At 66.8% G+C, this 22,105-nt stretch carries 22 protein-coding genes; 11 read left to right on the forward strand and 11 right to left on the reverse strand.

What is annotated here, in order from left to right; genetic code table 11:
- Positions 1 to 344, forward strand: a 344-nt coding sequence (locus JHD80_RS21630; protein ID WP_199091689.1) for a divalent metal cation transporter, incomplete at its 5' end; no start/stop codon positions are given.
- Between the two features lie 115 nt (positions 345 to 459).
- Here JHD80_RS21630 and JHD80_RS21635 read toward each other — a convergent pair.
- The gene (locus JHD80_RS21635; protein ID WP_199091691.1) at positions 460 to 2,001 is read right to left on the reverse strand and encodes a helicase HerA-like domain-containing protein; all 1,542 of its coding nucleotides are present in this window, start codon (positions 1,999 to 2,001) and stop codon (positions 460 to 462) included.
- Between the two features lie 155 nt (positions 2,002 to 2,156).
- On the opposite strand from JHD80_RS21635, the gene JHD80_RS21640 reads away from it, so the two are divergent.
- The 6 genes from JHD80_RS21640 to JHD80_RS21665 all read left to right on the forward strand — a co-directional run bounded on the left by JHD80_RS21640 (position 2,157) and on the right by JHD80_RS21665 (position 8,368).
- Positions 2,157 to 2,543: a DUF2267 domain-containing protein gene (locus tag JHD80_RS21640; RefSeq protein WP_199091723.1), complete on the forward strand. Its 387-nt coding sequence runs from the start codon at positions 2,157 to 2,159 to the stop codon at positions 2,541 to 2,543.
- Between the two features lie 166 nt (positions 2,544 to 2,709).
- Complete coding sequence (locus JHD80_RS21645; RefSeq protein WP_199091693.1) at positions 2,710 to 4,683, forward strand: methylmalonyl-CoA mutase subunit beta; 1,974 nt, start codon at positions 2,710 to 2,712, stop codon at positions 4,681 to 4,683.
- Positions 4,684 to 4,697: 14 nt separating this feature from the next.
- A complete protein-coding gene (thiD, locus tag JHD80_RS21650) occupies positions 4,698 to 5,522 on the forward strand; it encodes a bifunctional hydroxymethylpyrimidine kinase/phosphomethylpyrimidine kinase (RefSeq protein WP_199091695.1) in 825 nt (274 codons plus the stop codon).
- Positions 5,519 to 7,684: a methylmalonyl-CoA mutase gene (gene scpA / locus JHD80_RS21655; protein ID WP_199091696.1), complete on the forward strand. Its 2,166-nt coding sequence runs from the start codon at positions 5,519 to 5,521 to the stop codon at positions 7,682 to 7,684. The genes thiD and scpA overlap by 4 nt, the downstream gene beginning before the upstream one ends.
- A gap of 46 nt (positions 7,685 to 7,730) precedes the next feature.
- Complete coding sequence (locus JHD80_RS21660; RefSeq protein WP_199091724.1) at positions 7,731 to 8,024, forward strand: nucleotidyltransferase family protein; 294 nt, start codon at positions 7,731 to 7,733, stop codon at positions 8,022 to 8,024.
- Entirely contained in the window at positions 8,024 to 8,368 is a 345-nt protein-coding gene (locus JHD80_RS21665; protein WP_199091698.1) for a HepT-like ribonuclease domain-containing protein, read from the forward strand. The genes JHD80_RS21660 and JHD80_RS21665 overlap by 1 nt, the downstream gene beginning before the upstream one ends.
- Positions 8,369 to 8,430: 62 nt before the next feature.
- Here the strand turns inward: JHD80_RS21665 and JHD80_RS21670 are convergent, their stop codons facing one another.
- From JHD80_RS21670 to JHD80_RS21690, 5 genes are all read right to left on the reverse strand, one after another.
- Positions 8,431 to 8,700, reverse strand: coding sequence for a hypothetical protein (locus JHD80_RS21670; RefSeq protein WP_199091701.1), 270 nt, complete (start codon positions 8,698 to 8,700; stop codon positions 8,431 to 8,433).
- A 97-nt stretch (positions 8,701 to 8,797) separates the two neighbouring features.
- Positions 8,798 to 9,586 carry an ABC transporter permease gene (locus JHD80_RS21675; protein ID WP_199091703.1) on the reverse strand — a complete coding sequence of 263 codons (789 nt, stop codon included), beginning with the start codon at positions 9,584 to 9,586 and terminating at the stop codon, positions 8,798 to 8,800.
- Positions 9,583 to 10,485: an ABC transporter permease gene (locus JHD80_RS21680; RefSeq protein ID WP_199091705.1), complete on the reverse strand. Its 903-nt coding sequence runs from the start codon at positions 10,483 to 10,485 to the stop codon at positions 9,583 to 9,585. The genes JHD80_RS21675 and JHD80_RS21680 overlap by 4 nt, the downstream gene beginning before the upstream one ends.
- A gap of 181 nt (positions 10,486 to 10,666) precedes the next feature.
- Positions 10,667 to 11,821, reverse strand: coding sequence for an ABC transporter ATP-binding protein (locus JHD80_RS21685; protein WP_199091707.1), 1,155 nt, complete (start codon positions 11,819 to 11,821; stop codon positions 10,667 to 10,669).
- Positions 11,822 to 11,847: 26 nt separating this feature from the next.
- A complete protein-coding gene (locus JHD80_RS21690) occupies positions 11,848 to 12,957 on the reverse strand; it encodes a polyamine ABC transporter substrate-binding protein (RefSeq protein ID WP_465246546.1) in 1,110 nt (369 codons plus the stop codon).
- Positions 12,958 to 13,151: 194 nt separating this feature from the next.
- Between JHD80_RS21690 and JHD80_RS21695 the strand changes: the two genes are divergently transcribed.
- Positions 13,152 to 13,889, forward strand: a complete 738-nt coding sequence (locus JHD80_RS21695; RefSeq protein ID WP_199091709.1) for a DUF3750 domain-containing protein — start codon at positions 13,152 to 13,154, stop codon at positions 13,887 to 13,889.
- Between the two features lie 13 nt (positions 13,890 to 13,902).
- On the opposite strand, the gene JHD80_RS21700 is transcribed toward JHD80_RS21695, so the two are convergent.
- Positions 13,903 to 15,186, reverse strand: coding sequence for a cystathionine gamma-synthase family protein (locus JHD80_RS21700; protein ID WP_199091711.1), 1,284 nt, complete (start codon positions 15,184 to 15,186; stop codon positions 13,903 to 13,905).
- 133 nt (positions 15,187 to 15,319) lie between these two features.
- Between JHD80_RS21700 and JHD80_RS21705 the strand changes: the two genes are divergently transcribed.
- A complete protein-coding gene (locus JHD80_RS21705) occupies positions 15,320 to 15,790 on the forward strand; it encodes an Lrp/AsnC family transcriptional regulator (protein WP_199091713.1) in 471 nt (156 codons plus the stop codon).
- Positions 15,791 to 15,953: 163 nt separating this feature from the next.
- Here the strand turns inward: JHD80_RS21705 and JHD80_RS21710 are convergent, their stop codons facing one another.
- The 3 genes from JHD80_RS21710 to JHD80_RS21720 form a co-directional block, all read right to left on the reverse strand.
- Positions 15,954 to 16,838, reverse strand: coding sequence for an alpha/beta hydrolase family protein (locus JHD80_RS21710; protein ID WP_199091715.1), 885 nt, complete (start codon positions 16,836 to 16,838; stop codon positions 15,954 to 15,956).
- A gap of 71 nt (positions 16,839 to 16,909) precedes the next feature.
- Positions 16,910 to 17,917 (reverse strand): alpha/beta hydrolase, encoded by a 1,008-nt coding sequence (locus JHD80_RS21715; RefSeq protein ID WP_199091718.1) that lies wholly within the window; start codon positions 17,915 to 17,917, stop codon positions 16,910 to 16,912.
- 134 nt (positions 17,918 to 18,051) lie between these two features.
- Positions 18,052 to 19,203 carry an alpha/beta hydrolase gene (locus JHD80_RS21720; RefSeq protein WP_199091720.1) on the reverse strand — a complete coding sequence of 384 codons (1,152 nt, stop codon included), beginning with the start codon at positions 19,201 to 19,203 and terminating at the stop codon, positions 18,052 to 18,054.
- Positions 19,204 to 19,333: 130 nt separating this feature from the next.
- Here JHD80_RS21720 and meaB point away from each other — a divergent pair, with 130 nt between their 5' ends.
- Positions 19,334 to 20,320: a methylmalonyl Co-A mutase-associated GTPase MeaB gene (meaB, locus tag JHD80_RS21725; protein ID WP_199091726.1), complete on the forward strand. Its 987-nt coding sequence runs from the start codon at positions 19,334 to 19,336 to the stop codon at positions 20,318 to 20,320.
- Positions 20,321 to 20,348: 28 nt separating this feature from the next.
- Here meaB and JHD80_RS21730 read toward each other — a convergent pair whose 3' ends face one another.
- Positions 20,349 to 20,564 carry a hypothetical protein gene (locus JHD80_RS21730; RefSeq protein WP_199091721.1) on the reverse strand — a complete coding sequence of 72 codons (216 nt, stop codon included), beginning with the start codon at positions 20,562 to 20,564 and terminating at the stop codon, positions 20,349 to 20,351.
- Here JHD80_RS21730 and JHD80_RS21735 point away from each other — a divergent pair.
- Positions 20,563 to 21,933, forward strand: a complete 1,371-nt coding sequence (locus tag JHD80_RS21735) for a TIGR03808 family TAT-translocated repetitive protein (RefSeq protein WP_199091722.1) — start codon at positions 20,563 to 20,565, stop codon at positions 21,931 to 21,933. The two genes, JHD80_RS21730 and JHD80_RS21735, sit on opposite strands and share 2 nt — an antisense overlap.
- The last annotated feature ends 172 nt before the right edge of the window (positions 21,934 to 22,105 follow it).

Genomic DNA, 22,105 nt, shown 5'->3' on the forward strand with positions numbered 1-22,105 from the left:
CCGCGACCATGGCCGGCCAGATCGTGATGGAAGGCTTCCTGCGCATCCGCCTTCCCGCCTGGATGCGGCGGCTGGTGACACGCCTCGTCGCGATCGTGCCGGCGATCGCGGTCACGCTGATCTATGGGGAGAGCCAGACGGCGAAGCTGCTCATCCTGAGCCAGGTCGTGCTCAGCCTGCAATTGCCCTTCGCGGTCGTGCCGCTGGTGATATTCACGGCCTCGAAGCAGAAGATGGGCGCGCTCGTCGCTCCGCGCTGGCTCAGCCTGACCGCAGGCATCATCGCTGCGATCATCATCGTGCTGAACCTCAAGCTGATCCACGATTTCGCGACGGGGGCTTGAACGACCGCCGTCATGCTCGGGCTTGACCCGAGCATCTCAGGACCAGCGCCCTCTCGTCATGAGATTCTCGGGTCGAAGCTTCGCTTCGCCCGAGAATGATGCGCTTTAACAGTCCTCAGCGCTTACCCGACATCGATCCCAGAATGCCCCGCAGGATCGCGGTGCCGACCTGCCGGCCGATCGAGGTCGCGGCCGAGCGGGCCGCCGAGGTGATGATCTTCTCGGTCATGCTCTGCGGCAGCGGGCCGCCGCGCGAGCCCGGCCCGGTCTTCGGGCGCTGCTGCTGGGCGCCGCCGCCGAGCCAGCCGCCGATCGTATCGAGGATGCCGCCGCCCGTGCCGCCGGTGGAAGCCTCGACCGGCGAGCCGTCCGGGTTGAGGTTCTTGCGCGCCATCAGGATCTCATAGGCCGACTCGCGATCGACCATGGTGTCGTACTTGCCCTTCTCGGGCGACGTGTTGATCGCCTGCTGGCGCTGCTGCGCGGTGCAGGGGCCGACCTGCGCCATCGGCGGCGCGATCAAGGCGCGCTCGACCATCTCGGGCGAGCCCTTGCCTTCGAGCATCGAGATCAGCGCCTCGCCGACCGCGAGCTGGCTGATCGCCTCCTCGGTGTTGATCTTCGGGTTCTGGCGGAAGGTCTCGGCGGCGGCGCGCACCGCCTTCTGGTCGCGCGGGGTGAAGGCGCGCAAAGCGTGCTGGACGCGATTGCCGAGCTGGGCCAGCACCGTATCGGGGATATCGAGCGGGTTCTGCGTGACGAAATAGACGCCCACGCCCTTGGAGCGGATCAGGCGCACGACCTGCTCGACCGCGGTCAGCAGCGCCTTGGGGGCGCCGTTGAAGAGCAGATGCGCCTCGTCGAAGAAGAACACGAGCTTCGGCTTGTCGAGATCGCCAACCTCCGGAAGCTGCTCGAACAGCTCCGAGAGCAGCCAGAGCAGGAAGGTCGCGTAGAGCCGCGGATTGTTCATCAGCTTGTCGGCGGCGAGAATGTTGACGATGCCGCGGCCATCGCGATCCGTCTTCATCAGGTCGTTGATGTCGAGCGCCGGCTCGCCGAAGAAGAGATCGCCCTTCTGGTTCTCCAGCACGAGCAAGGAGCGCTGGATCGTACCCACCGTCGCCGAGGTGACGTTGCCGTATTTGGTGGTCAGATCCTGCGCGTTCTCGGCGATGAAGGTCAGGATCGCGCGCAGGTCCTTGAGGTCGAGCAGCAGCAGTTTCTGCTCGTCCGCGATGCGGAAGGCGATGTTGAGCACACCCTCCTGCGTATCGTTGAGGTCGAGCAGGCGCGCCAGCAGCAGCGGGCCCATCTCGGAAATGGTGGCGCGGACGGGGTGCCCCTGCTCGCCGAACACATCCCAGAAGACGGTGGTGAACTGGTCCGGCTCGTAGGTCAGGCCGAGCTCCTTGGCCCGGTTGACGAAGGCAGGCTTCGAATCGCCGGGTGCGACGATGCCGGACAGGTCGCCCTTGATGTCGGCCGCGAAGACCGGGACGCCGTTGCGGGCGAAGCCCTCGGCCATCACCTGCAGCGTCACGGTCTTGCCTGTGCCGGTCGCGCCGGTCACCAATCCATGGCGATTGGCTAGCTTGAGCAGCAGATTTTCAGGCTTGCCGCTCTTGCCGATCAGAATCGCGCCATCATCCGCCATTGAATTCGCCTGTTCGTTCCCGAAGCTCTGAAATTGGGTGTAACCAAAGGACGCAGAAGGCGGAAGCCCGGCACCGTTGGAAATCAGATCGTAAACATGTAAACTATTTTTCTGAGGACTTCGTGGCGAAGTCGTTTGGCGAGGGGTTTGGGTTCATGGAAGAATTGCTCACGCGCGTGGCGGCTGCCGCCGGCATCAACGAGGAGCTCGCCCGCAAGGGTGTCGGCATCATCCTCGCCTTCCTGCAGAAGGAAGGGCCGGCTGCCGAGATCGGCCAGCTGATGGCGGCACTGCCGGGCGCGCAGGAACTGGCCGATGCCGAGGGCGGCGCGAAGGGCGGCATGCTCGGCGCGATCGGTGGCCTGATGGGCGGCGGTGGCGGCGTGATGGCGCTCGGCGGCCAGCTCATGAGCGCCGGCCTTTCGATGGGCCAGATCCAGAGCGTTTCCAAAGAAATGTTCGCCGTCGGCCGCGAGAAGGCCGGTGAGGACGCGATGGGCGCCATCGTGGGCGCGATCCCGGGCCTCGGCCAGTTCGTCTGATCTCAGCCGAATTCCAGAACGCCGCGGTGCCATCTCAGGATAGCGCCGCGGCGTTTTTGTATTCTCGCACCTGCCTTGCGACGAAGTAGGGATGGCGGTGCGTGCGCGCCCATGGCAATCAGCGCTCCACGGCTGCACATTGTCCGGAAGAGGAGCATCGGCGCGCATGAACTCGGCTGCCCCATCCGACCTTCCCTATCTCGACGCTTTCGCGGCGCCGTCGCATGACGCGTGGCGCGCGGCGGTCGACAAGGTCCTGAAGGGCGCCGATTTCGAGAAGAAGCTCGTCGGCCGCACCGCAGACGGCATCTGCATCGAGCCGCTCTATCCGGCGTCGACATCATCCGCCCGGGCTTTGCGCGCCGAAACCGGGCGCTGGCAGGTAGCGGCCCGTCTCGACCATCCGCAGCCAAGCGAGGCGCGGACGCTGGCTCTCGCCGATCTCGAGGGGGGCGCCGACACGCTGACGATCAGCTTCGCGGGCGCGCAGGCGGCCCGGGGCTACGGCCTCGTCGCCGACGACGTCGCGACGCTGGATGCCGCACTCCAAAGCGTGATGCTGGACCTGGTCCACCTGCGGCTCGACCCGGCCCCGCAAGCCCGCATCAATGCCCTGCTGCTCGCTGCGCTGATCCAGAAGCGCGGTCACGCACCGAGCGAGATCTCGGTCTCCTTCGGCCTCGACCCGATCGGCGTCTTCGCCGGCCGCGGCACGCTGGCAGCGTCCTGGCCAGAGCTTGGCCGCAGGCTCGCGGCGACGATCCGTACGCTCAAGGAGCGCGGCTTCGCCGGCCCGGTCATCGAGGTCGACAGCCGCCCCTATCACGAGGCCGGCGCCAGCGAGGCGCAGGAGCTCGGCGCGGTCCTCGCCACGGCGGTCGCCTATCTGCGCACGCTTGAAGCGCAGGGGATGGGCCTGTCGGAGGCTCGCGATGCGCTGGCCTTCACGCTGGTCGCCGATACCGATGAATTCCTGACGGTGGCGAAGTTCCGGGCCGCTCGGCTGCTCTGGAGCCGCATCCAGCAAGCCTGCGGCCTGACGCCGAAGCCGGCGCGTATCCATGCCGAAACGGCCTGGCGCTCGCTGACCAAGCGAGATCCGAACGTCAACCTGCTGCGCGGCACCATTGCCGCCTTCGCGGCAGGCATCGGCGGCGCCGATTCGATCGCCGTCCAGCCCTTCACCGCTGCGCTCGGCCTGCCCGACGTCTTCGCGCGCCGTGTCGCCCGCAACACCCAGCTCATCCTGCTGGAGGAGAGCAATCTCTGGCGCGTCGCCGATCCGGCCGCCGGTGCCGGCGGCTTCGAGACGCTGACGCAGGCGCTCTGCGAACAGGGGTGGCAGGCATTCCAGGAGACCGAGCGGCAGCGCAGCGGCGATCTCGGCGGCATCGTCGCGTCCCTGGTCGAGGGCCATCTCCAGAAGACGCTCGCCGAACAGCGCGCCGCCCGCGCCAAGGCCGTGGCGACGCGCCGCGAGCCGATCACCGGCACCAGCGAATTCCCGAATATCCGCGAGGAGACGGCGACGGTGCTCGCCATCGCGCCGGTCAAGCTCGACGGCAAGCGCGTGCAAGGCAGCCTCGCCGAGCGCAATCAGGGCGAGATCATCCGCTCCTTCGTCGACGGCGCCGGACGGGCCGATGCGCTGGCAGCGCCCGCCGCGGGCCTGCGCGCGGAGCCCCTGCCCTCGCTCCGGCTGGCGGAGCCGTTCGAGGCTTTGCGCGACAAGGCCGATGCCCAGCCGAAGCGCCCGGTCGTCTTCCTGGCGACGCTCGGGCCGATCGCCGATTTCACGGCGCGGGCCGGGTTCGCCCGCAATCTGTTCGAGGCCGGTGGTTTGGCGGCGCCCAGCGGCGACGGCTTCGCCAAGGAGGGCGCGACCGATCTCGACGCTCTGGTCGGCGCATTCCGTGCCTCGGGCGCGAAGCTCGCCTGCCTGTGCGGCTCGGATGCGGCCTATGCCGCAGAAGGCGCGGCAGCGACCGAGGCGCTCGCCAAGGCCGGAGCGACGGTCTGGCTCGCCGGGCGCCCGGCCGAAGCCGAAGCCTTGAACAAGGCCGGCGTCACCACGTTCATCCATATGGGCTGCGACGTGGTCGAGACGCTCGCGCAAGCGCAGGCCATCGCAGGCGCCTGACTGGAGACAAGAGTTTGACTGCCATCGCCCTCACCATCGCCGGTTCGGATTCGAGCGGCGGCGCCGGCATCCAGGCCGATCTCAAGACCTTCGCGGCGCATCAGGTCTACGGCGCCAGCGTCATCGTCGCGCTGACCGCGCAGAACACGAAAGGCGTCAGCGGCATCCATGCCGTCCCGCGCGATTTCGTGGCCCAGCAGATGGACGCCGTGTTCGAGGACCTCGACGTCAATGCCGTCAAGATCGGCATGCTGGCGACGGCCGAGCTGATCGAGACCGTCGCGGCCGGTTTGAAGCGCCACGGGGCGAAGAACGTCGTGCTCGATCCCGTCATGATCGCGGCATCTGGCGCGCGGCTGCTCGAAAGCGCGGCAGTCGAGGCGATCCGCACGCATCTCTTCCCGCTCGCTACGCTGATCACGCCGAACCTGCCGGAAGCCGCCGCCCTGCTCGGCACGAGCATGGCCGAAACCGAGCAGGCGATGGACGATCAAGCCGAGAAGCTCGCGGCGCTGGGCGCGGCGAACGTCCTGGTCAAGGGCGGGCACGGCACCGGCGAGGTCAGCAGCGACCTCTTGCTGCTCGCGGGCGGCACGCGCCAGCGCTTCAACGCGCCGCGCCTCGCGACGCGCAACACGCATGGCACCGGCTGCACGCTCTCCTCCGCCATCGCCGCCAATCTCGCCAAGGGGCTGGCGTTGCCGGAGGCGGTCGGCCACGCCAAGACCTATATCTCGGCCGCCATCGCCGCGGCCGATCAGGTTGCGGTTGGCCACGGCCACGGACCGGTGCATCATTTCCATCACTGGTGGGACAGGACCGACGGGAGCACCTCATGACCGCGATCCCGGATTTCACGAAGCTCGCCTTTGCCGGAGGCGTACGCCCCGCCGCCAGCGCGTTGCCCACGGGCGAAGTCTGGCTGACGCCCGAGGATATCCCGGTCAAGCCTATCTACACGGCGGCGGACCGTGACGGCTTGCCCTTCGTCGAGACCCTGCCGGGCATCGCGCCCTATCTGCGTGGCCCTTACCCGACGATGTATGTCAACCAGCCCTGGACGATCCGGCAATATGCCGGTTTCTCCACGGCCGAGGATTCGAACGCCTTCTACCGGCGCAACCTCGCGGCCGGGCAGAAGGGCCTCTCGGTCGCCTTCGATCTCGCGACCCATCGCGGCTATGATTCCGACCATCCACGCGTCGGCGGCGATGTCGGCATGGCCGGCGTCGCGATCGACTCGATCTACGACATGCGGACGCTGTTCTCCGGCATCCCGCTCGACCAGATGAGCGTGTCGATGACGATGAACGGTGCCGTGCTGCCGGTATTGGCGCTCTACATCGTCGCGGCGGAAGAACAGGGCGTGCCGCAGGCCAAGCTCTCGGGGACCATCCAGAACGACATCCTCAAGGAGTTCATGGTCCGCAACACCTATATCTACCCGCCCTCGCCCTCGATGCGGATCATCGGCGACATCTTCGCCTTCACCTCGGCCAATATGCCGAAGTTCAACTCGATCTCGATCTCCGGCTACCACATGCAGGAGGCCGGAGCGACGCAGGACCTTGAACTCGGCTATACGCTCGCCGACGGCGTCGAGTATATCCGCGCCGGCCAGCGCGCTGGCCTCGGCGTGGACGTCTTCGCGCCGCGCCTGTCCTTCTTCTGGGCGATCGGCATGAACTTCTTCATGGAAGTCGCCAAGATGCGCGCCGCTCGGCTGATCTGGGCGAAGCTGGTCAAGGATTTCGGGGCGCAGAACGAGAAGTCCCTGCCGTTGCGCACGCATTGCCAGACCTCGGGCTGGTCGCTGACGGCGCAGGACGTGTTCAACAACGTGCCGCGCACGATGATCGAGGCGATGGCGGCAACGCAGGGCCATACCCAATCGCTGCATACCAACGCGCTGGACGAGGCGCTGGCGCTGCCGACCGATTTCTCGGCCCGCATCGCCCGCAACACTCAGATCCTGCTGCAGCAGGAGAGCGGCACGACCCGGATCATCGATCCCTGGGGCGGCTCCTATTATGTCGAGCGGCTAACCGCGGAGCTCGCCGAGAAGGCCTGGGGCCATATCCAGGAGGTCGAGAAGCTCGGTGGCATGGCCAAGGCGATCGAGGCCGGCATCCCGAAGCTGCGCATCGAGGAAGCCGCGGCCAAGACACAGGCTCGCATCGATGGCGGGCTGCAGAAGATCATCGGCGTCAACTGTTTCAAGCCCGAGAACGAGGCTTCGATCGACGTGCTGAAGGTCGACAACGCTTCCGTGCGCGCCCAGCAGCTCGACAAGCTCAGGCGCCTCAAGGCCGAGCGCAACGAGACCGACGTTCAGGCTGCACTGACCGCGCTGACCAATGGCGCGGCCGGCAACGGCAACCTGCTCGACCTCGCGGTCAAGGCCGCCCGCGCCAAGGCGACGGTCGGCGAGATCTCGCTGGCAATGGAGCAGGTCTTCGGGCGCCACCGGGCCGAGATCAAGGCGATCTCCGGCGTCTACAAGCGGGAGGTCGGCGAGATGAACCCAGCCGTGACGCGCGTCCAGATGATGTGCGAGGCCTTCGAAGAGGCGGACGGGCGCCGCCCGCGCATCCTCGTCGCCAAGATGGGTCAGGACGGGCACGATCGCGGCCAGAAGGTCATCGCCTCGGCCTTCGCCGATCTCGGCTTCGACGTCGATATCGGCCCGCTCTTCGCGACGCCGGATGAAGCAGCGCGGCAAGCGGTCGAGAACGACGTCCATATCGTCGGCGTCTCGTCGCTGGCGGCCGGGCATCTGACGCTGGTGCCGGAGCTGAAGGCAGCGCTCGCGCATGCGGGCCGGCCGGACATCATGATCGTCGTCGGCGGCGTCATCCCGCCGCAGGATTTCGACGCGCTGATCGAGGCCGGAGCCTCCGCCATCTTCCCGCCGGGCACCGTCATCGCGGACGCCGCCGAGAAGCTGCTGCAAGAACTCAACCAGCGCCTCGGCTACGCCCAGCGGACGGCTGCCGAGTGATGTGATAAGATTGAGCTTCCGGCCTCGAACTGACAGCTCCGCCATGATGAGCCAGGACGAACTGAAGCAGCGCATTCTGGCCAAGCGTCCGGATTTGCGGGCGCGCGGCGTCAGTCATATGGCGCTGTTCGGCTCGCGGGCGCGCGGCGATGCGCGTCAGGACAGCGATATCGACCTGATGATCGAAGTCGACGATCCCGGCTTCTCCCTTATCGATCTGGTCGGCATCCAGCAGGACCTGTCGGAAGAGATCGGCTTGCCGGTCCAAATCACCATGCGCCGCAGCCTGCCCGAACGCCTCGCGAAGACCATCCGAAACGAGACCGTCGAGCTGTTCTGATGGCGGCCACCTTTCGCGACCGCATCGCACATATGAAGGATGCGATCGCGCATATCCGCACCCTTCGCGCCGAAGTCTCCGAAAGCCGGATCAGGCACGATCCGGTCTTGCGCGCGGCTCTGGAACGCTTCTTCGAGATCATCAGCGAAGCAAGCCGGCATATCCCCGAAGAACGGCGCGCCGCCTATCCACACATTCCCTGGAAACGCATCGCGGGTATCGGCAATGTTCTGCGCCATGCCTATGACGGCGTCGACATCGACCTGCTTCTCAACACGGCAGGGCCAGAACTCGATGCGCTGGAGCAGGCGGTCACGCAATTGCTCGACAATACCCCGGAATAAAAGAAGGCCGGCGCTGCCAGCCGGCAGCGCCCGCCCCATGATCACGACCGACGTGGCGACACTTACCGCCAGCCGTAACCATAGCCGTAGCGCGGCGGGGGCGGCCGCGAGCCGTAACCGTCATAATAGCGATGCCAGCGGCGCTGGCCCCAGAAGCCGTGGACGGCCGGCGGCGCCGGACGCCAGCCATAGCCGTAGGCCCGGCCGTCATAGGAGCGCTCATAGCCGCCGAAGGCCTGGGCTTCGCCTGTTCCCGCGAATGTCGCCCCTGCGAGAACGACGCCGCTGAGCGCGAGAGCCGCCAAACCGATCCGGGCGCGATTGCCAAACATGGTCTCATGTCCTGTTCCGGCAGGGGTCGCCCTGCCACGGATCGGACATTCGCAGGTTCTGGCTGAACGGGCTTTGAGGGCGCCGTTCAGCCGCCGTTTAGCTGCCGGCCAGTTGCTCGCGCTTCAAAAGCAGCGAGGCCGCGATCACGACGACGGCGACAGCCCCGATCATGATCGTGCAGGCGGCGTTGATCTCGGGCGAGACGCCGAGCTTGACCGCCGAATAGAGCCGCATCGGCAGTGTCGTCGCACCCGGCCCCGTGGTGAAGCTCGCGATGACGAGATCGTCGAGCGAGAGCGTGAAGGCGAGCATCCAGGCCGCCGCCACGGCCGGCCAGATCAAGGGCAGGGTCACGGTCCAAAAGGTGACGAAGGGCGTGGCGCCCAAATCCTGCGCCGCCTCCTCCAGCGAGCGGTCGAAGCCCGCCAGACGCGACTGCACGACGATGCAGGCGAAGCCGAGGCTGAAGGTCGCGTGCGCGATCGTGACCGTCCAGAAGCCGCGCTCGACATCGGCGGCGACGAAGAGCAGCAGTAGCGACAGGCCGGTCACCACCTCGGGCATGACCAGCGGCGCCAACACCATGCCAGAGAATAGGGTGCGCCCCACGAAACGGCCGTGCCGCGCCAAAGCGAGCGCCGCCAGCGTGCCGAGGATCGTCGCCAGCGTCGCGGAGACGAAGCCGAGGCGGATCGAGAGCCATGCGGCGTCGAGCAGCGGCTGGTTCTGCATCAGCGCTCCGTACCAATGCGTCGAGAACCCGCCCCAGACCGTCACCAGCCGCGAGGCGTTGAAGGAATAGGCGATGAGCGTCAGGATCGGCAGATAAAGGAAGGCGAAGCCGACGATCAGCGCCAGGATCAATCCGGGACCGAGCCGGCTCATGCCGCCATCTCCCGCTGCAACCTTGCGCGCTGCAAGAGGACCAGCGGCAGCACCAGCACGACGAGCAGCACCACCGCCACGGCCGAGGCCAGCGGCCAGTCGCGGTTGGAGAAGAACTCGCTCCAGAGCACCTTGCCGATCATCACGGTATCGGGGCCGCCGAGCAGGTCCGGGATGACGAACTCGCCGACCGCCGGGATGAAGACCAGGGCGGAGCCGGCGAGAATGCCGGGCAGCGAGAGCGGCAACGTCACCGTCAGGAAGGCCGTGACCGGCGTGGCGCCGAGATCGGCGGCCGCCTCCAGCAGGCCGCGATCGAGCTTCTCCAGCGTGGCGAAAAGCGGGAGCACCATGAAGGGCAGATAGGAATAGACCATGCCGAGAAGCACCGCCGTCTCAGTGTTGAGGAGACGAAGCGGTTCACCCTCGAAACCGAGGAAGGAGAGTGTCGCATCGAGCAACCCTTCCGGCCTGAGGATGCCGATCCAGGCGTAGACGCGGATCAGGAAGGAGGTCCAGAATGGCAGGATGACGAAGACGAGCAAAGTGCCACGCCAGCGTGGTGGCGCGGAGGCCATGGCGTAGGCAAGCGGATAGCCGATCGCGAGCGCGAAGATTGTCGTCAGCGCCGCGATGCGCAGCGAATAGAGATAGCTCTGCCAGTAAAGCGGATCGTCGCCGAGCAGGCTGAAATTCGCGATATCAAGCTGCGAGAGGAAGTCGCCAAGCTGGGCGAGCCCTTCCCAATGCGGAGCATAGGGCGGGAGCGCCGTCGCGGCCTGCGAGAACGCCATGCGCAAGACGATGACGAAGGGCGCGAGGAAGAACAGCGCGAGCCAGAGATAAGGGACGGCGATGACGAGGCGGCGGAGGCGCTGAAGCGAAGCGACCGCGCTCATGGCATAGCCCCGCCGTCATTCCGGGTCAGGCCGAAGGCCTGAGCCCGGAACTCAGAACCGACGCCCTTTCCATGAACGGGAGTCCGCGTCGCCGAGCCCATCCTCGAAACGGCATCGGTTCTGGGTTCCGGGCTCTTCGCTTCGCGAAGCCCCGGAATGACGGCGAGTTTCCCAGCCTTCCTCATGGCGGCAGCACCACGCCAGCCTCGACATCCCAGGAGAGCCAGACCTTGTCATCCCAGGCGAAGGGCCGAGCCAACCGGCGCGTGCGGTTAGCGAGCGCGACCTTGACGAGCTGGCCGCCCTCGCCGCCCAGCATCACCTGGATCATGGTGAAATCGCCGAGGTAGCCGATATCCCAGATCTCGCCCGCGACCTTGTTGACGGGCTGCCCCGGCTCGTCATGGCCGATCTCGATCTTCTCCGGCCGGATGCCGAGGACGAGCGGCTCGCCCGGCTTCAGGGCCGGAGCTTCCTCGTCGAGCTCGACGGTGCCGACATGCGGCACCTCAGCCCGGACCAACTCGCCTGCGACGGCCGCGACCCTGCCCTCGAAGATATTGATGTCGCCGACGAACTCCGCGACGTGGCGATTGGCCGGGGCCTCGTAGATCACGTCGGGCGGACCGATCTGGACGAGCTTGCCGTGGTCCATCACCGCCATGCGGTCGGCCATGGTCATCGCCTCGTCCTGGTCGTGGGTGACGACCATGAAGGTGAGGCCGAGCTCGCTCTGCAGGTCCATCAGTTCGAACTGGGTCTGCTCGCGCAGTTTCTTGTCGAGCGCCGCCATCGGCTCGTCGAGCAGCAGCAGTTTCGGCCGCTTCGCCAAAGAACGGGCGAGCGCGACGCGCTGGCGCTGGCCGCCGGAGAGCTGGTGCGGCTTGCGACCACCGAAACCGGAGAGCTTGACCAGCGCCAGCATCTCCTCGACGCGCCGGTCGATCTCGGCGCGCGGCAGCCCCTCGCGCTTCAGCCCATAGGCGATGTTGCCGGCCACGCTGAGATGCGGGAACAGCGCATAGGACTGGAACATCATGTTGATCGGCCGCAGATGCGGCGGGATGCCGGTGATGTCCTGCCCGTCGAGCAGGATCGTGCCGGCATCGGGCGTCTCGAAGCCGGCGAGCATACGCATCAGCGTAGTCTTGCCGCAGCCGGACGGGCCGAGCAGCGCGAAGAACTCGCGCGGGTAGAGCGAAAGCGAGAGATCGCCCACCGCGGTGACGTCGCCAAAGCGCTTGGTCACGCCCCGGAACTGCACGAGCGGCTTCGCCGCCGGGTCGTTCCAGGGCTGGAAGGCCCGGCGCACGCTGCCGGGCGAGGTCTTCTTCATGGCGCCAGCGATCCGTCCGGTGCCGGTCACTTGCCGGTCTTCACGCGGGTCCAGAGCCGGTTCACCAGCCGCTGCGCCTTCTGGTCATAGGGCGTGATCGTGTAGAGCCGCGCCATCACCGCGTCCGACGGATAGATGCCGGGATTGTCGCGCACCGCCGCCGAGAGGAACGGCTTCGAGGCGATGTTGCCGTTGGCATACTGGATGAAGTCCGAGTTCTTCGCCGCCATCTCCGGCTTGTTGACGAAGTCAATGAACTTGAGGGCGGCCTCGACATTGCCCGCATCCTTCGGGATCACCAGCGAGTCGAACCACATCAACGCGCCTTCCTTCGGGATGGAATAGGCAATCTGGACGCCGTTTTTGGCTTCCTCGGCGCGCTTCTTGGCCTGCAGGATGTCGCCGGAATAGCCGACGGCGAGGCAGATATCGCCGTTCGCCAAAGCGTTGATGTATTCCGAGGAGTGGAATTTCTGGATATGCGGGCGGATCTTGCGCAGGAGCTCGCCGGCCTTGTTGAGATCGGCCTCGTTCTTGGAGTCGGGATCGAGCCCGAGATAGCGCAGCGCCGCTGGGAACATCTCCTCGACCGCGTCGAGGACATGCACGCCGCAATTCGAGAGCTTCTTCAGCGTCTCCGGCTCGAAGACGATCTTCCAGCTATCGATCACCGCGTCGGGGCCGAGGCGCTCCTTGATCTTGGCGGTGTTGTAGCCGATCCCCGTGGTGCCCCACATGTAGTTCACGGCGTATTTGTTGCCGGGATCGTATTTCGAGAGCCGGGTTTGGATTTCCGGCCAAAGGTTCTTGAGATTGGGCGCCTTGTCCTTGTCGATCGGCTGGTAGATGCCGAGCGGAATGTGGCGCGGCAGGAAGGAGGCGGTGACGACGATCAGGTCGTAGCCGGTCTTGCCGGCGAGAAGCTTGGTCTCGACCGTCTCCATCTGGTCGAAGGTGTCGTAGACGACGGTGATGCCGGTTTCCTTGTTGAAGGCGTCGAGCACCTCCGGATCGACATAATCGGACCAGTTGAAGATGCGCAGTTGCTTGTCCTGCGCGGCCGCCGGCGTTGCCAGCAGTCCCAATCCGATAGCGCAGGCAGCCAGAGCCCCGGCCAGTCGCGTCGTCTTACCCAATCTGCCCCTCCATCAAGCTCAGACGCCGCGCACGCTACCAGCTTTCCCCCCGGCTTCAACCGCCAACGGCGCAGCGCGAGGCCAACGCACAGGCAAGCGTTGCCCAAACTCCGACCAGCCCGTTCGAACCCGCTGACGCAAGCGTGATCGGCGCCATTCTTGCCGGCGGGCGGCGCCCTGCACATACCCTCCCTATGCGCCTCTTCCGCCGCTTCCTGCTGTTCTTCGCCCTCGTTTTCCTGCTGCCGCTTGCTACTCATGCAGGCTGGTGGGTCTGGCAGACGCATGCGCCGGATTGGCAGCGCGCGGACTGGACGAGCGCCAAACTGCTGCCGGCGGCTTCCGCCGAGCCGGAAGCGACGGTGCATGTCTTCGCCGCGCGCGTCGGGCGCTGGCGCGGCATCTTCGCCCATCATTCCTGGGTCGTGGTGAAGGAACGCGGCGGCAGCGCCTATACCCGCTTCGACGTCGTCGGCTGGGGTGCGCCGGTCCGGGTCAACCATCGCGAGGCCGATGGCCGCTGGTTCGGCAACATGCCGGAGCCTGTCATCGAAATCCGCGGCGAGGCTGCGGAGCGTCTGATCCCGCGCATCCGGGCGGCCGTGGCTGACTACGCCTATTCCAGCCCCGGCAGCTATCTCGCTTGGCCGGGGCCGAACTCGAACAGCTTCGTCCAGCATGTCCTGGCCGAGGTGCCGGAGCTCCGGCAGGCGTTGCCGCCGACCGCGCTCGGCAAGGACTGGCGCGCCGATGGCCTTTTCGCCGGGCTGACCGCCAGCCGCACCGGCATCCAGGCCTCGCTCTATGGGCTCGCCGGCGTCACCGTCGGCTGGGTCGAGGGCATCGAGATCAACCTGCTCGGGCTCGTCGCCGGGCTCGACTCGCGCAGCCCGGCGCTGAAGCTGCCGGGCTGGGGACGGATCGGGCTTTAGAACGTCGAAGCGGTCAAACCGCCTCGAAGGCCTGCGCCAGATCCGAGATCAGGTCCTCGATATTCTCGATGCCGACCGAGATCCGGATCAGAGCGTCGGTCAGGCCGATCTCCTCGCGCAATTCGCGGGCGACGCCGGAATGGGTCATCGCTGCGGGATGCGAGACCAGCGTCTCGGTGCCGCCGAGGCTGACCGCGAGCTTCATGATCTGGAGGTTGTCGAGCACCGCGAAAGCCTCCTTCTCGCCGCCCTTGACGTCGAAGGCGAAGGTCGAGCCCGCCGCCGTGCACTGGCGGTCGAAGACGGCCTTGCGCGGATCGCCGTCCTTGAGATTGCCGAGATAATGAACCTTGGCGACTTTGGGGTGGCTCGCGAGATACTCCGCCACGAGCTTGGCGTTCTCATTGGCGCGGCTCATGCGGATGTCGAGCGTCTCCAGGGAGCGCATCAGCATCCAGCAGGAATTCGGGTCGGCTTGCGTGCCGAGCGAGCCGCGCCAGGCCTTGACCTGCCGCACCAGCGCCTCGGAGCCGCTGATCGAGCCGCCGACGAGGTCGGAATGGCCGCCGACATATTTGGTCAGCGAGAGCAGCGAGAGATCGGCGCCCTGCTTCAGCGGCTTCTGGTATTTCGGGCCGAGCATGGTGTTGTCGACGACGACGGGCGGGCGATGACCCTGCGACTTCTCAAGCTCGTCGGCGATCGCCTTGCAGGCGGCGAGGTCGACGAGACCGTTGGTCGGGTTGGCTGGGGTCTCCACGAGGATCATCGCGACGCGGCCCTTGGCCGCCGCTTCCTTCGCGACCTGGCGCATCTGGGCGATGTCGAGCCCGTCGGTGAAGCCGAAGGGCGTGACGCCGAAGGCGCCCATCTGGTTCTTCAGCAGGGTCTCGGTGCCGCCGTAGAGCGGGCGCGAATGCAGGATCGTGTCGCCCGGCCGCAGGAAGGCGAAGCAGGTCGTCGCGATCGCGGCCATGCCCGAGGCGAAGACCGCGCATTTCTCGGCCTCGTCCCAGATCGCCAGGCGATCCTCGAGGATCTCCATATTGGGATGGTTGAAGCGCGAATAGACCAGGCCGGGCTTCTCGCCGGGCTTGGGCTGGCGCCGGCCCGAGGTGAAGTCGAAGAAGTCCTTGCCCTGCTGGGCGTTCTGGAAAACGAAGGTCGAGGTCAGGAAGACCGGCGGCTTGAGCGAGCCTTCCGACATGGCCGGCGAATAGCCGAAGCCCATCATCAGCGTCTCGGGATGGAGCTTGCGGTTGGCGATCCGGTCCTTGTGGTAGTTGTCTTCGCTCATGACCATCTCCCTTGCGATCCTGCGACGCAGGCCGGTTTCTCGCATCAGATTATTCCCATCAGCGCGCCATTGCTTGGCCGATCAGCATCATCCTAATGTGCGCTGAGCAGCTTTCTGCTCAATTTTGACAGGGATGGAGCATATCGTGCTCGACAGCATCGACCGCCGGATTCTCGCCGTTCTGCGCGAGGACGGGCGCATCACCAACCAGGACCTGTCGCAGCGCGTCGGGCTGTCGCCAACGCCATGCCTGCGGCGCCTGAAGCGGCTGGAGGAGACCGGCGTCATCCAGGGCTATACGGCGGTCGTCGACCCCAAGGCCTATGGCCTGCCCTTCAGCGTCTTCGTCTCGGTGCGGCTCACTCAACAGAACCATGAGCAGATCGCCGAATTCGAGAAAGCCGTCGAAAGCTGGAGCGAAGTCGCCGAGTGCTATCTGATGACCGGCTCGCAGGACTACCTGCTGCGCGTCGTCACCGACGGTATCGAGGGCTATGAGCGCTTCCTGAAGCAGAAGGCGACGCGGCTGAAATGCATCCAGTCGGTCGAATCCAATTTCGCGTTGGCGACGATCAAGAAGCGCTCTGGCCTGCCTCCGGTCTAGCGGTCCGCCTGAAGAGGCTCTCAGCCCTCGTCCTTAGGCGCCATTTCGCAGGGAATGGCGCCTCGAAGGATGCCTTGGGAACCATCTGGATCATCGTTCGAGACAGCCCTTGGGCCTCCTCCGGATGAGGGCTCCCGTTGTCAAAACAGTCTCGAAAAGCCGCTCAGCGAGCACCGAACAATTCCGCCGCCGCTGCCTTGGCCATCCCTCTCTGGTCATGCGCGACGCCTAGCACGTCGATTTCGCGCCAGCGCAGTGTCACGCCAAGGCGGCGCGCCTCGGCGGCGGCTGCGGCCATGAAGTGCTGCCCGCGTGCGAAACGGGTCGGCCCCTGCTCCTCCGCACCGCGGGATTTGTTGAGTTGGTGGTGGTTGGGATCGATGTCCTGATCGCCGAGCATCACCAGCATCGGCTTGGCGAGGGCGCGCGCCAGCGTGACATCGACGGCCGGAGTGCCCTTGAGCGAATAGGGATAGGCGCGCTCGCCGGTCAGAGCCGGCAGCGTGTAGTAGCCGGCATTGGCCACGGCCGCCGTCGCGATGCGCGCCTCGGGCATCAGCATGATCATGCGATGCACGAACTGGGCGCCGGCCGAGTGACCGAAGATCGTGTAGCTGTTTCCGGCGACGCGGCCGCTGGCGCGGGCGGCGTCGAACAGCCTCTCGATCAGGCCGAAGGTCCATTTCGCCTTGTCCGGCTCGCCGCGCACCCCGCCCTGCTGGAACAGGCGGCTCGGAAACTGATCGTTGTCGAAGCGCGGGGCGAGCACGAGGAACCCGGACTGATCGGCCGCGGCCTTCCAGGCATCACGCGCGCTCTTCGCGTTGCGGCCCATGCCATGGACCGCGATCAGCAACGGGCAGGGCTTGGCCGCGCAGGCCAGCGGCGCATAGGTCGAGACAGCGATCGTGGCGGGCAGCGGATCGGTATAGCTGCCCTCGGCCGGCCCGGTCTGGGCGAAAAGCGCCGGCGTCTCGGCGGATGCGGCGGAGAGGCCGAAGCCCAGCGCCAGCGCGACTGCCAACAATCCCCTGCCCGGCCGCTTCATGCCGCCCGCTCCTCTCGTGCATCGTACCGAAAAGCCGGTAGCACTTTTCGGCGGATTCTGCGTGCCGCTACCTAGACGCCGCGATCCATCGCGCGGCGCACGACCTGCGTGACCTCGCTATTGGACAGGAAGAGATCGTGGCGCAGCATGCTCCAGCCCCGGCCGGAGGTATCCGCGACCCTGACGCCCAGAGCCTCCAGCCGCGAGCGGTCCGCGGCGCCGGCGCGCGCGACGCCGCCGGCGATGCGCGCCGAGACCGCCAGCGCCCGATCGCCGGGATCGATGATCACGGTCATGCGCTGGGCCAGCGGGCCGAGCCGCTTCACGGTCTGCTCGAAGGCGTCGATATCGACATCGGGCGAGGCCAGCACGACCGAACCGATGCGGGCATAGACGTCCTGGGAATCGCGCAGTTCGCGCAGGCCTTCCAGGGTCAGGAAGGTGCCCATGGAGTGCGCGACGATGTGAATGCGGCCCACCGTGGGGTTGGCGACGAGCGCCTGCAGGGTCTGGACGAAACCGTCGCGCGACCAGAGGGCGCTCTCGCGGTCGTAAGCGTAGTCGAAGAGTTTGCCGCCGGAGGGCCAGGTGAACAGGGCGGTGCGGCCCTGGAACTCCAGGGAGTGGGAGAGCTGGCCTGCGCTGCGCGCAGCGGTCTCGAAGGTCTCGTTGAAGCCGTGGATATAGAGCAGCACGTCGCGGCCGTTCACGGCATCGGAGAAGGCGCGCGCCGCGGCGTCCCCCGTGGTCTCACGCGAGATCCCGAGCACCTCCCAGTCGCCGCTGACCGCCGACGAGACACGCCCCGAGATGCCGCGGCCGGGCGGCGACAATCGCGCCTCGGCGAAGGTCAACGGGCCGCGATCGGTGTTGAAATAGGGCGCGGCATTGCCGGTCGAGCGGCGCGTCGTCATCACGAGCAGGCGCGGATCCTTGCCGAGCGCCGACGTATCGGCGCGCTCCGGCTCGGAGAAGGGCGAGACGCTCGCCTCGCTCTGGGCACAGGCGGCGAGGCCCAGCGGCAGGAACGCGGCAAGGGCCAGCGAACGGCATGAAAAGGCGCGCCTTGTAACGGGCATGGGGACAGGCATCCGGTCAGAATGTGAGAGGCCGAGCTGGCAGCCAAACCTCTAAAGGCAGGCCAACGCGGCCAGAATGGGGCAGAAGCGCGAGAGCTTGCCCGAAGCGGCGCCTGCGTTGCATGCAGGCGACATCACTGTGTCGCGCCGGAGATGATCTGGATCGGCGCCGTGACGACGAGCCCGACCGTCGAGCCGACCGTGCCGATGACCCCACCCGCGATGTCGCCGACCTTGTCGCCGAGTTGCGGCCCGGCGAAGCCGATGCCCCTGTCCTGCTGCAGCCTCTGGCCGATGAGCTGCACCACTTTGGGGGAGGAAGCGAATTTCGCGTGGTTGAGGCTGTCGCCGGAGGCTACCTCCGAGAGGTCGATCAGCTTCACGCCGAGCTTTTCCAGCTCGGCGATGATTTCGGTATCGTTGCTCGAGACAGCGCCCAGCCGCTTCTTGTCGCCCGCGAAGCGCCGGGAGAAGTCGAGCGCCCGGTCGTCGGCCGAGACGAAGACCGTGATCGGCCGCCTGATTTCGCGCATCTGCGTCCTGAACACGTCGAGATCGACATCCGGCGCCGCGAGCATGACATCGCGCAGCCTGCCGCCGAAGCTGCCATCGCCGCGGATCGCAGCCTGGCGCAGCGTCTCCAGCGTCAGGAGAGTCCCCATCGAATGGGCGAGGATGTCCATGCGCGAGGCGCCGAGGTCGCGGGCGATGGCGCGCAGGTTGGCTTCGAGGAAATCGCGCGAGTAGAAGGCGCTCTCGCGATCATAAGGATAGGCCAGAAGCTGCCCGCGCGAAGGCCAGGTGAACAGCACCGGCACGCCCTTGAAGCCGGAATCGTAGACGATCTGGGCGAAGCGATAGGCGGCATCGGCGAAATTGGTGTTGTAGCCGTGGACGAAGACCAGCACGTCGCGCTGGGAGGCGGGACGCCGCTGCAATTCCTTGCGCACGTCGGAGACGACGGGCGCGAGGTCGAGCCTCTGGATATGGGTCGCGGTGAAATGCTTGGCGGGGTCGCCCGGCCCCGAATCGGGCAGCTCGAGGCTACCGGCCTTGTGGCTGCGCGGCACGGTGATATCGAGGCGCGCGAAAGAGAGCGCCGGTCCGCGCTCGCCGCTGAAATAGACCGGCTGGGCAGACACCTCGCGCGTCGTCGCGACATAGATCTGGACCGTGCCGGCGATATCGCCCTTCGGCGCCTGGCTCAGCTCTAGCACGCGCGGCGTGCCGCAGGCTGCGAGCGCCAGCGGCAGAAACAGGGCCAACAGGAAAACGCGAAACCGCATCGCCACGCACATCATCGTCAAGTCGTCTCACCGCCACGGCGGATTCACAAGAGGCGGACATGACACAGTGATGAAGCAATCGATGGCAGCACAGCTTGTCGCCCGCTCCCGCGGCTTGCTAACTGGCGGCATGGTCGACAGCAGTTCTCCAGCCGATCCGCTCGGCGATGCGATCCTCGCCGGCGAGCGCGCGGCTTTGGCGCGCGCGATCACGCTCGCGGAATCGCGCCGCGCCGACCATCGAGAGCAGGCGCAGGCGCTGATCCAGCGACTGCTTCCGCGGACCGGGCGCGCCATCCGTGTCGGCATCACTGGCGTGCCAGGCGTCGGCAAGTCGACCACGATCGATGCCTTGGGAACCTATCTGACTGGCAAGGGCCACAAGGTCGCGGTGCTCGCCGTCGACCCCTCCTCGACCCGCACCGGCGGCTCGATCCTTGGCGACAAAACGCGGATGGCCCGGCTCGCCGTCGATTCCAACGCCTATATCCGTCCCTCCCCGTCCTCGGGCACGCTCGGCGGTGTCGCCGCCAAGACGCGCGAGACCATGCTGCTCTGCGAGGCCGCCGGCTTCGACGTGATCCTGGTCGAGACGGTCGGCGTCGGCCAGTCGGAGACCGCGGTCGCCGATCTCACCGACTTCTTCCTCGTGCTGATGCTGCCCAATGCCGGCGACGAACTGCAAGGCATCAAGAAGGGCATCATCGAGCTCGCCGACATGATCGCGGTCAACAAGGCCGATGGCGACGGCGCAACGCCTGCCCGCGCCGCCGCCGCCCAGTACAAGGCCGCGCTGCATATCCTGGCGCCCGCATCCTCGCTGTGGAGCACGCCGGTCGTAACGATCTCGGGGCTGACGGGGCTGGGCCTGGATGGCCTCTGGTCCAAGGTCGAGGAGCATCATGCCCGCTTCAAAGCCAAGGGCCTGATCGCCGAGAAGCGTCGCAAGCAGGATGTGAAATGGATGTGGGCGATGGTGCAGGACCGCTTGCAGGCGAAGCTGCGGTACGATCCGGCGCTGAAGGCCCGCACGCCCGAGCTGGAAGCCGCCGTCGCGGCCGGCCGCCTGCCCCCGACGGCAGCGGCCGAGGAAATCGCACGGGCGCTCGGGCTGTAGAAGACGTCAGCTGCCTCGGAAACACGCGTCATCCCGGACGCAGCGCAGCGGAGATCCGGGATCCATCGTAGGGCGTAGCGCTCCACGATGGATCCCGGGATAAGCCCGGGATGACGGCATGTTTCTGCGTAAACCCACCGAATATCTTCTTCCAGATATCCTTGCGATCGGTGAGCAGTTCCAGATCGGCACAGCCAACGTTGGCACGCCGCTTGATCCAGGCCGGCGGAACAGGAGCTTCCATGGTGTTGTCCCGACGCGGCATGCTGGCGATGGGCTTTTTCGGCACGGCCTCGGTCATTCTTCCCGCCGCAGCGCAGTCGCGCGGCACGGCTGCCGGGTCGCTCGGCCATCTCGGCCTGGACGCCGGCCAGCTCGGCCTGCGTCCCGGTGCCACCGAGGATCAGTCGCGGCAGTTCCTGGCTGCGCTGAAGCAGGCTGCCGCACGCGGGGCCCCGCTCCTGCTCCCGCCGGGCCGCTACCGAGTCGGCGGCGTCGCCCTTCCGGAGAATGCGCGGATCGTCGGCGTCCCCGGCGCGACGCATCTCGTCACGGCCAGCGGGCAACCCGTGCTTGTCGCCCGCAATATCGCCCGCGCCGAACTCTCCGGCTTGAGCTTCGACGGCCTCGACATTCCCACCACTCAGCGCAGCGGCTTGCTGACGGCCGAGAATGTCGGCGAGTTCGCGATGTCCGGCTGCGCCTTCGCCAAGGCCGGCTCGGTGGGCCTCACCCTCGATCGCTGCGGCGGGCGGATCACGGCAAACCGCTTCCGCGAGATGCGGGATGCCGCCCTGTTCGCGATCGATTCGAAGGGGCTCACCCTCGAGCAGAATCGGGTCGAGGATTGCGGCAACAACGGCATCCAGATCTGGCGCAGCCAAACGGGCGACGACGGCTCGATCGTCCGCGGCAACCAGGTCATGCGCATCCGGACCGATGGCGGCGGCAGTGGCCAGAACGGCAACGGCATCAGCGTCTTCCGCGCCGGCGGCGTCATCATCGAAGGCAATCAATTGCGTGACTGCGCGCTGAGCTTCATCCGCAACAATTCCGGCTCGGGCGTCCAGATCCTCGGCAACCAAGGGCGGCGCTGCGGCGAGGCCGCTCTCTACAGCGAATTCGCTTTCGAGGGCGCGATCATCGCCAACAACCATGTCGAGGACTGCGCCTCGGGCGCCTCGATGACCAATCTCGACCAGGGCGGGCGCATGGCGGTCTGCGCCAACAACATCATCCGCCGGGCGACGCGCAAGGCCTTGCCCTACAGCAAGGATCCGGTCGGCGGCTTCGGCATCCATGTCGAGGCGGAAGCGGCGGTGACCGGCAATGTCATCGAGGATGCCAGCGATATCGGCATCGTGCTCGGCTGGTCCTGGGGCATGCGCAACCTCGCTGCCACCGGCAACGTCATCCGCAAGACCGGCATCGGCGTCTCGGTCTCGCTGGTGCCGAAGGAGCGCAACGCGCTGATCGCCAACAACGTCATCGCCGAGGCCCGCGACGGCGCCGTGATCGGCACCGAATACGGCAAGCCCGTCACCGGCGACCTGACGAAGGCCCCCGACGGCAGGGCCGCCGGGATCGTGGTCGCGAACAACGCGGTGCGCTGATCGGGCTCAGGCGGCGGGAGCGCGGATGCGGCCGACCTCGATGCCGTTCCAGTTCTTCAGGACGGTCTCGCGCAGCGGCGCGAAGGCAGCCTGCGTGGCATCGTCCATCGGCAGGAAGCGCGCGATCAGGGCGCCGAGCGCGACTTCGGCGGCGCGGCCGGCGCCGTCATCG

This window comes from Allobosea sp. ASV33, assembly GCF_016428755.1.
GTDB lineage: Bacteria > Pseudomonadota > Alphaproteobacteria > Rhizobiales > Beijerinckiaceae > Allobosea.

Bases quoted from the DNA above. Each gene is read 5' to 3' on its own strand.
- JHD80_RS21635 (WP_199091691.1), bottom strand. From the start codon at position 2,001: ATGGCGGATGATGGCGCGATTCTGATCGGCAAGAGCGGCAAGCCTGAA.
- JHD80_RS21640 (WP_199091723.1), top strand. From the start codon at position 2,157: ATGGAAGAATTGCTCACGCGCGTGGCGGCTGCCGCCGGCATCAACGAG.
- JHD80_RS21645 (WP_199091693.1), top strand. From the start codon at position 2,710: ATGAACTCGGCTGCCCCATCCGACCTTCCCTATCTCGACGCTTTCGCG.
- scpA (WP_199091696.1), top strand. From the start codon at position 5,519: ATGACCGCGATCCCGGATTTCACGAAGCTCGCCTTTGCCGGAGGCGTA.
- JHD80_RS21660 (WP_199091724.1), top strand. From the start codon at position 7,731: ATGAGCCAGGACGAACTGAAGCAGCGCATTCTGGCCAAGCGTCCGGAT.
- JHD80_RS21665 (WP_199091698.1), top strand. From the start codon at position 8,024: ATGGCGGCCACCTTTCGCGACCGCATCGCACATATGAAGGATGCGATC.
- JHD80_RS21670 (WP_199091701.1), bottom strand. From the start codon at position 8,700: ATGTTTGGCAATCGCGCCCGGATCGGTTTGGCGGCTCTCGCGCTCAGC.
- JHD80_RS21675 (WP_199091703.1), bottom strand. From the start codon at position 9,586: ATGAGCCGGCTCGGTCCCGGATTGATCCTGGCGCTGATCGTCGGCTTC.
- JHD80_RS21680 (WP_199091705.1), bottom strand. From the start codon at position 10,485: ATGAGCGCGGTCGCTTCGCTTCAGCGCCTCCGCCGCCTCGTCATCGCC.
- JHD80_RS21685 (WP_199091707.1), bottom strand. From the start codon at position 11,821: ATGAAGAAGACCTCGCCCGGCAGCGTGCGCCGGGCCTTCCAGCCCTGG.
- JHD80_RS21695 (WP_199091709.1), top strand. From the start codon at position 13,152: ATGCGCCTCTTCCGCCGCTTCCTGCTGTTCTTCGCCCTCGTTTTCCTG.
- JHD80_RS21700 (WP_199091711.1), bottom strand. From the start codon at position 15,186: ATGAGCGAAGACAACTACCACAAGGACCGGATCGCCAACCGCAAGCTC.
- JHD80_RS21705 (WP_199091713.1), top strand. From the start codon at position 15,320: ATGGAGCATATCGTGCTCGACAGCATCGACCGCCGGATTCTCGCCGTT.
- JHD80_RS21710 (WP_199091715.1), bottom strand. From the start codon at position 16,838: ATGAAGCGGCCGGGCAGGGGATTGTTGGCAGTCGCGCTGGCGCTGGGC.
- JHD80_RS21715 (WP_199091718.1), bottom strand. From the start codon at position 17,917: ATGCCCGTTACAAGGCGCGCCTTTTCATGCCGTTCGCTGGCCCTTGCC.
- JHD80_RS21720 (WP_199091720.1), bottom strand. From the start codon at position 19,203: ATGCGGTTTCGCGTTTTCCTGTTGGCCCTGTTTCTGCCGCTGGCGCTC.
- meaB (WP_199091726.1), top strand. From the start codon at position 19,334: ATGGTCGACAGCAGTTCTCCAGCCGATCCGCTCGGCGATGCGATCCTC.
- JHD80_RS21735 (WP_199091722.1), top strand. From the start codon at position 20,563: ATGGTGTTGTCCCGACGCGGCATGCTGGCGATGGGCTTTTTCGGCACG.
- JHD80_RS21730 (WP_199091721.1), bottom strand. From the start codon at position 20,564: ATGGAAGCTCCTGTTCCGCCGGCCTGGATCAAGCGGCGTGCCAACGTT.